Origin of the sequence: Thioalkalivibrio sp., assembly GCF_007692535.1 — a bacterium.
Classification (GTDB): domain Bacteria; phylum Pseudomonadota; class Gammaproteobacteria; order Ectothiorhodospirales; family Ectothiorhodospiraceae; genus Thioalkalivibrio.
The window spans coordinates 1-7,836 of the sequence record NZ_REBW01000224.1; the positions used below are offsets into that span (position 1 = coordinate 1).

6 protein-coding genes are annotated in these 7,836 nt (G+C 67.5%); 1 reads left to right on the plus strand and 5 read right to left on the minus strand.

Translation table 11 applies throughout. The features are described from left to right. From EA346_RS12800 to EA346_RS12820, 5 genes are all read right to left on the minus strand, one after another. A partial coding sequence (locus EA346_RS12800) for a mannose-1-phosphate guanylyltransferase/mannose-6-phosphate isomerase (RefSeq protein ID WP_296759205.1) occupies nt 1-1,397 on the minus strand: 1,397 nt, incomplete at its 3' end. After that, a complete protein-coding gene (locus EA346_RS12805) occupies nt 1,394-2,761 on the minus strand; it encodes a phosphomannomutase (protein WP_296759208.1) in 1,368 nt (455 codons plus the stop codon). The genes EA346_RS12805 and EA346_RS12800, both read right to left, overlap by 4 nt. Before the next feature lie 208 nt (nt 2,762-2,969). Continuing rightward, a complete protein-coding gene (locus tag EA346_RS12810; protein ID WP_296759210.1) occupies nt 2,970-4,304 on the minus strand; it encodes a UDP-glucose/GDP-mannose dehydrogenase family protein in 1,335 nt (444 codons plus the stop codon). A gap of 45 nt (nt 4,305-4,349) precedes the next feature. Then, nucleotides 4,350-4,838, minus strand: a complete 489-nt coding sequence (locus EA346_RS12815) for a transcription termination/antitermination NusG family protein (protein ID WP_296759212.1) — start codon at nt 4,836-4,838, stop codon at nt 4,350-4,352. A 13-nt stretch (nt 4,839-4,851) separates the two neighbouring features. Continuing rightward, complete coding sequence (locus tag EA346_RS12820) at nt 4,852-5,859, minus strand: NAD-dependent epimerase (RefSeq protein ID WP_296759215.1); 1,008 nt, start codon at nt 5,857-5,859, stop codon at nt 4,852-4,854. A gap of 155 nt (nt 5,860-6,014) precedes the next feature. On the opposite strand from EA346_RS12820, the gene EA346_RS12825 reads away from it, so the two are divergent. Beyond that, nucleotides 6,015-7,733 (plus strand): complex I subunit 5 family protein, encoded by a 1,719-nt coding sequence (locus tag EA346_RS12825; protein ID WP_296759217.1) that lies wholly within the window; start codon nt 6,015-6,017, stop codon nt 7,731-7,733. The last annotated feature ends 103 nt before the right edge of the window (nt 7,734-7,836 follow it).

The window sequence follows — 7,836 nt, forward strand, 5'->3', positions numbered from 1 at the left end:
TAACGGTCGTAGACGTCCTCGAAACGCTCGATGTCGTCCTCTTCCAGGTACTCGCCGACCTGCACCTCGATGATCTGCAGCGGGATCTTGCCGCGATTTTCCAGCCGGTGGCGCTGGCCGATCGGGATGTACGTGCTCTCGTTGGGCGCGACGGTGAAGACGTCGTCTCCCCGCGTCACGGTCGCGGTACCAGCAACCACGATCCAGTGTTCGGACCGATGCTGGTGGCGCTGCAGGCTCAGGCTGGCGCCCGGCGATACCGCGATGCGCTTCATCTTGTAACCGGGCGATTCCTCGAGCACGGTATAGCTGCCCCAGGGTCGCTGGACCGTGCGGTGCAGGCGGCACTCGCTGGCATCGCGCCGGGTCAGTTCGTCGACCACCTCGCGCACCCGCTGCGTCTGCCCCCGGGGCGCAATCAGGATGGCGTCGGCGGTCTCGACCACGCAGAGATCGCGCACCCCGACCGCTGCCACCAACCGGCCGTTGCCGTGCAACAGCGTGTTGTCGCAGTCAATGGCAAGCGCATTGCCTTGCAGGGCGTTACCGCGATCGTCCTGTTCGGCGAGGTCGTGCACCGCGTCCCAGCTCCCGACGTCGGACCAGCCGATGTCGCAGGGCACCAGCCGCACCCGGTCCGATCGCTCCAGCACCCCGTAGTCGATGGAGATCGACGGCATCTGCGCGAAATGGGCCTCCACTGCCGGCTGCGGATCGGCCGTCGCGGACGCGTCCCAGTCACGTCGGATGCGCTGCAGCACCTCGTGGACCTCGGGCAGATGCCGTTCCACCTCGGCCAGGATGCTCGATGCGCGCCAGACGAACATGCCGGAGTTCCACCAGTAGTTTCCCTCGGCCAGGAAGCCCTCGGCGGTCGCCAGGTCCGGCTTCTCCGTGAAGCGCTGCACCGGCGCCACGGCAGTCCCGTCGGTCACCGCCTGGATATAGCCATAGCCGGTCTCCGGTGCGGTGGGACGGATGCCGAAGGTCACCAGCGCGCCCTCCTCGGCGGCCTCCACCGCGCGGCGCAAGGCGTCGTGAAACGCGGGTCGGTCGCGGATCACGTGATCCGCCGGCAGCACCACCAGCATCGGGTCGTCGCCACCGCGGCTCAGCCACGCCGCTGCCAGCGCAATCGCCGGCGCGGTGTTGCGCCCGACGGGCTCCAGCAGCGTCTTGAAGGCGTGCAGCGCCTGGTAGGCCTCGCCCCGGGCGTGCTCCGTACCGGTCACGATCAGCGCGTTGGCCGGATCCACGACCGGCTGCAGCCGGTCCAGGGTCGCTTCCAGCAGCGAGCGTTCCCCCTCGATGCGCAGGAACTGCTTCGGCAGTTGCCGCCGGGACAGCGGCCACAACCGCGTACCGCTCCCCCCGGCCAGGATCACCGCATGGATCATGGTTGTCTCCTCTGATTTCGATCGATGAGAGCAGCGATCTCCGCCACGTGCCGGGAAACCGCTGCCGCATCCCCGCGCGCCTCCACGTTCAGACGCAGCAGCGGCTCGGTGTTGGACCCGCGCAGGTTGAAGCGCCAGTCCGGAAACTCCAGGCTGATGCCGTCGGTGCGGTCGATCGCGGGATCCTGCGGCCGGAAGTGGGCCAGCACGCGTTCGATCACCGGCGCGACAGCGGGCACCCGGTAGTTGATCTCGCCGCTGCAGGGGAAGGCCGCCATGCGCGCATCGACCAGGTCCGCCAGCGTCCGCCCGCTGCGGCTAATCAGTTCCGCGACCAGCAGCCAGGGGATCATGCCGCTGTCGCAGTAGGCGAAATCGCGGAAATAGTGGTGGGCACTCATCTCGCCGCCGTAGACGGCGTCCTCCCGGCGCAGGCGCTCCTTCATGAAGGCGTGCCCGGTCTTCGACTGCACCGGAACCCCGCCGGCGGCGCGCACCTGTTCGATGGTGTTCCAGGTCAATCGTGGATCATGCAGGATCTTCGCTCCGGGGTGCTTGTCCAGCATCACCTCGGCGAGCAGGCCCACCAGGTAGTACCCCTCGATGAAACGCCCGTCGGCGTCGAACAGGAAGCAGCGGTCGAAGTCGCCGTCCCAGGCGATGCCGAAGTCGGCCCCGTGCTCGCGCACCGCGGCCGCGGTCGCAGCACGCCGCTCCGGCAGCAGCGGGTTGGGCACGCCGTTGGGGAAATGACCGTCGGGGGTTTCGTTGATCAGCACGAACTCGAGCGGCGCCAGCCGTTCCGCCAGCAGACGCATCGCCGGCCCGGCGCCACCGTTGCCGGGATCGGCGACGATCTTCAGCGGTCGCAGCGCAGCACGGTCCACATAGCCCAGCAGGTGCTGGATGTACGCCGTCTTGTCCTCATCGACCATCACGCTGCCATTGCGCATCCCCGGCAGATCTCCCGCCGCGATCCGGTCCCGGATCGCCAGCAGCCCGCTGTCGCCGCTGATGGGCTGCGCACCCTCGCGCACCAGCTTCATGCCGTTGAAGCCCTTCGGATTGTGGCTGGCGGTGACCATGATCCCGCCGTCGGCGCCATGGTGCACCGTGCCGAAATAGACCTCCTCGGTCCCGCACAGGCCGATGTCGATCACGTCGGCCCCGCTAGCGGTCAGGCCATCCATCAGCGCCGCCGTCAGCATCGGGCTCTCCAGGCGCACGTCCCGCCCGACCACCACCCGGCGTACACCCATCTCGGCGACGAAGGCGCGGCCAATGGCCTGTGCCAGCGCGGCGTCCAGTTGTTCCGGGACCTTGCCGCGGATGTCGTAGGCCATAAAGCAGGAGAGGTCGCGCATCCGGACTCCAGCGGATTGGGGATTCAGGCCGTTATTATGATGCCATCATGGGCACCGATGGAGCGCGACCAGGGGTCGCTCCCACCGCGACATCTACCCATGGGAGCGGTCTCCGGCCCCGATCGGCCCGACAGATCCTGCGAAACGAAGCCCTCCCGCTGCCGCAACCTTCCCGGCAGCGGTTACCGGCCCGGCGCCCTGCGGGCATTCAGCGACCCACGCCGTAATAGACGAACCCGTCCGCCTCCATGTTCTCCGGCTGGTACTGGTTGCGGCCGTCGAAGATCGCCGGGTCGGGGCGCATCAGCCGGCGCATGGCGTCGAAGTCGGGGTGGCGGAAGGGGCGCCACTCGGTCACCAGCGCCAGGGCATCGGCGTCCTCGAGCGCGCCGTACTGGTGATCCACCAGGGTGACCAGTCCGTCGTTGAACCACTCCGGCGGAAATTCCTCGCGGGCCACGTCCATCGAGACCGGATCGTACGCTCGCACCCTGGCGCCGGCCTGGATCAGCTGCTCCAGCAGGACCCTGGACGGGGCTTCGCGCATGTCGTCGGTGCCGGGCTTGAAGGCCAGCCCCCACACCCCGAATACGCGCCCCTCGAGGTTGGCGCCGTAGTGCGCGGCGATCTTGCCGAACAGGTAGCCCTTCTGCTCCTCGTTGCGCGCCTCCACAGCCTCCAGCACGCGGGGATGGAAGTCGTGCGCTGCCGCCATGCGGATCAGCGCCTTCACATCCTTCGGGAAGCAGGAGCCGCCGTAGCCGCAGCCGGGGTAGATGAAGTAGTAGCCGATGCGGCTGTCGGAGCCGATACCGGTACGCACGTTCTCCACGTCCACGCCCATGCGGTCGCAGAGATTGGCGACCTCGTTCATGAACGAGATCTTGGTCGCGAGCATCGCGTTGGCCACGTACTTGGTCATCTCCGCATCGCGGATACCCATGACCAGCAGGCGGTCGCGGCTGCGGGTGAATTCGGCATACAGCTCGCGCATGAGTTCGACTGCACGCTCGCTCTCGGCACCGACGACGATCCGGTCCGGCTTCATGAAGTCCTCGATGGCCGCGCCTTCCTTCAGAAACTCCGGGTTCGAGACCACGTCGAACTCGATCGTCCGTCCCCGCCGCTCGAGTTGTTCGTCGATGGCCGCGCGCACCCTCTCGGCGGTACCCACCGGCACCGTGGACTTGTCGATCACCACCGCATAGCGGTCCATGTGCGCCCCGATCTCCCGCGCCACCGCCAGCACGTACTGCAGGTCGGCCGAGCCGTCCTCGCCCGGCGGCGTGCCCACGGCGATGAAGAAGACGTCCGAACTCTGCATCGCCTCGGGCAGGGAGGTGGTAAAGGTCAGGCGTCCTTCGCCCGCATTCCGCTCGACCATCGCGTCCAGCCCCGGCTCGTAGATCGGCAGGACGCCCTTTTTCAGGTTCTCGACCTTGCGGCTGTCCACGTCCACGCAGGTCACGCTGTGGCCCATTTCGGCGAAACAGGTCCCGGTGACGAGACCGACATAACCGGTACCGATGACAGTGAGATTCATTCGATGATTCCTGGGTTCATTGAAGGTTGAAGGGTAAGCGAAGGGTCATGCGCGGGTGATCGCGTGCACGGGCAGCGTCACCTTCATCAGGTTCAGCAGGACCACCACCCGCTCCTGGCTGTTGCGCGCCGAAAACAGGGCCTCGAAACCGGCCAGCGGCCCCTCGGTGATCAGTACGCGGTCGTTGGCGGCGAAGGCGTCGGCCGGCTGCAGATCGATGCAGTTGTCGTCGTCGGCCCGCGCCTGCAGCGCCTCGATCACGGCAGCCGGCACCACCGGCGCGCTGCCGCCCATCCGCACCAGGCCGGTCACGCCACGGGTGGAACGGATCGGCGACCAGTCCTCGTTGTGGTCGTCCAGGTGGACGAACAGGTAGCGCGGGAACATCGACTCGACCACCACCCGGTACCGCTGCCGGATCCGGCGCCGGGACCGCAGGCGCGGCCGGAAAACCTCGAAGCCCTGGTTCGCCAGCTCGATCTCCGCGCGCTCGTCCTGCTTCGGCTTGCAATGCACCGCGTACCAATGCTTCACGAAAACAACCCCATCAGACCTTGTAGAACTCCCGGTACCAGGCCACGAAGCGGGCAATGCCGTCCTCCACCGTGGTGCGTGGGAGGTAGTCCACGTCGCGCACCAGGTCCTCGACGTCGGCGTAGGTGTCGGGCACGTCGCCGGGCTGCAGCGGCAGCAGATTCTTCTCGGCCTTGCGGCCCAGGCACTCTTCCAGCACCTCGATGTAGCGCATCAGCTCCACCGGCTGCTGGTTGCCGATATTGTACAGGCGGTACGGTGCGCGGCTGGTGCCCGGGTCCGGGACATCGCCGCTCCATTCCGGGTTCGGCGTCGCGACGTGGTCGAGCGTGCGGATCACGCCCTCGACGATGTCGTCGATGTAGGTGAAATCGCGCCGGTGATGCCCGTAGTTGAATACGTCGATCGGCTTGCCCTCAAGAATCGCCTTGGTGAACAGAAACAGCGCCATGTCCGGCCGCCCCCAGGGCCCGTACACCGTGAAGAAGCGCAGTCCGGTGACCGGCAGGTCATAGAGGTTCGCGTAGGTGTGGGCCATCAGTTCGTTGGCCTTCTTGCTCGCCGCGTACAGGCTCAGCGGATGATCGACGTTGTGATGCACCGAGAACGGCTGCGTGGTGTTGGCGCCATAGACCGAACTCGAGCTCGCGAAGACCAGGTGCTCGACGCCGTTGTGCCGGCAACCCTCCAGAATGTTCACGAAACCCAGCAGGTTGGTGTCCACGTAGGCGTGCGGGTTGATCAGCGAGTAGCGCACACCGGCCTGGGCTGCAAGGTTGACGACCCGTTGCGGGCGATGCCCGGCGAAGACCGCAGCCATGGCGTCGCGGTCGGCGATGTCGACGCGCAGGTCGGTAAAGCCCGGGTGATCGGCGACGCGCGCGAGCCGGGCCTTTTTCAGTTCGACGTCGTAATAGGGATCCAGATTATCGACGCCAACGACCTCGTCGCCGCGCTCCAGCAAGCGCAGTGCGAGCGCGTTCCCAATAAATCCGGCGGTGCCGGTCACCAGAACCTTCACAGGACTCTCCCCTTCCCCGTATTTAACGCGCGATGCTATCACAGGGGCGCGCTGGAGCCATTAACAAGGAAGGCCACCCGGCGCCGCAACGGACGGAAAGCGTCATTCACCCTCCAGCGCTCGCAATTCCTGCAAAACCCCTGTTCACTATCCCCATGAGCCACGCGCTTCATCCAGCCACAGTGATCCTGGCGTTGGCGCTCCCGCTGGGGCTGGCGGCGTTGTGGTCGGTTCCGCAGCTGCGCGCCATCGTGGGGCGCCTCGCGCCATGGTCGCCGCTGCCGGCGCTGCTGCTGGCGCTGTTCGCAGAACCGGGTTCCCCGGTGCACCTCGACTGGCTCCTGCTCGGAACCCGCTTCGGCCTGACCGAAATCACCCGCGTCTTCCTGTTGTTCACCGCCCTGCTCTGGCTGGGCGCCGGGATCTACGCCCGGGGCTATCTGCGCGACGACCCGCGCCGTCCGCGCTTCGAACTCCTCTGGCTGCTGACGCTCGCCGGCAACCTCCTGCTGATCCTGGCCCTCGACGTCGTCAGCTTCTACGCCGGCTTCGCGCTGATGACGTTCGCCGCCTACGGTCTCGTGATCCACACCGGAAAGCCGCAGGCCCGGCGTGCCGGGCGCGTCTACCTCGCGATGGCGGTGCTCGGCGAGGGCCTGATCCTGGCCGGGCTGCTCCTGACCGTCGTCCAGGCCGATGCCGGCATACAACCCCTGCTCACCGCCCTCCCGGCCGCGGTCGCCGCGTCCGACCAGCGCGATCTGCTGATCGCATTGCTCTGGCTCGGCTTCGGCGTCAAGGCTGGTCTGCCTCTCCTGCACCTGTGGCTGCCGCTGGCACACCCGGTCGCTCCCGTGCCAGCGAGCGCGGTGCTGAGCGGCGCGATGATCAAGGCCGGGCTGCTCGGCTGGCTGCATACCCTGCCGATCGGGCTGGTGAGCCTGCCCGGCTGGAGCGCGCTGGCGATCGTCGCCGGTCTGATCGCCGCCTTCGGGGCGGCCTTCCTGTCCCTGCACCAGGAACACCCGAAGACCGTTCTCGCCTATTCCAGCATCAGCCAGATGGGCCTGATCACGGTCGGCATCGGCATGGCCCTGCAGGAACCGGACCTGCGCCCGCTTTTGCTGGCGGCGATCGCCGTGTACGCGCTGCACCACGCCCTGTCCAAGGGCGCGCTGTTCCTCGGGGTCGGCATCGCCCGGCACCCGGGCCGGCTCGCAGGCCCGCTGCTCTGGCTGTTGCTGGCGCTGCCGGCCCTGTCGCTGGCCGGCGTGATGACCAGCGGCGTGGTCGCGAAACTGGGTCTCAAGGCGGCGCTGGATACGCAGGCCGCCCTCCCCGACTGGTGGGACCATCTCCCGCGCCTGCTGGAACTGGCCGCGGTGGGCACCACGCTGATCATGGCCCGCTACCTATGGCTGCTGCGCTTGGAAAGCCAGGGCGACCGCGCACCCTTTGCGAGCTGGGCGGGCTGGTTGCTTTTGCTCGCGTCGGGCCCGGTGCTGGTGTTCCTGCCGGGACAATGGCAACTGGTGGATCGCGATGCCATCACGCCCGGCGACTGGATCAGCCTCACCTGGCCAGTACTGCTCGGGACCGCGCTGGCGCTGATCGGCGCGCGGACCCTTCGCCCCTGGCCGATCCCGCCGGGCGACCTGCTCGCGCTGATCACGCCGCGGCCGGAGACGATGACGCGTATCCGGGTTCCGGCGACTCGCGCGCTCCGCTTCGTGCTTGGATTGCTCGACCCGGCGCGCATCATGTCGCGCCCCCGCCCCAACGAGTTCCTCCGCCCCGATCGGTTCTGGCAACGCGAGAGCACGCTGGTCTACGCGGTGCTGCTCGTGGTCATGCTGGCTGCCACCCTGCTCTGAGGGCGTTTGGCAGGCACGCTGCGGGGCTGGCGCACACTCCTCTCCTTGCAGGCGTGTTTTTGGCCCAAAAAACGCCCTGTTAAGCTCGAAAATCACGGCATTT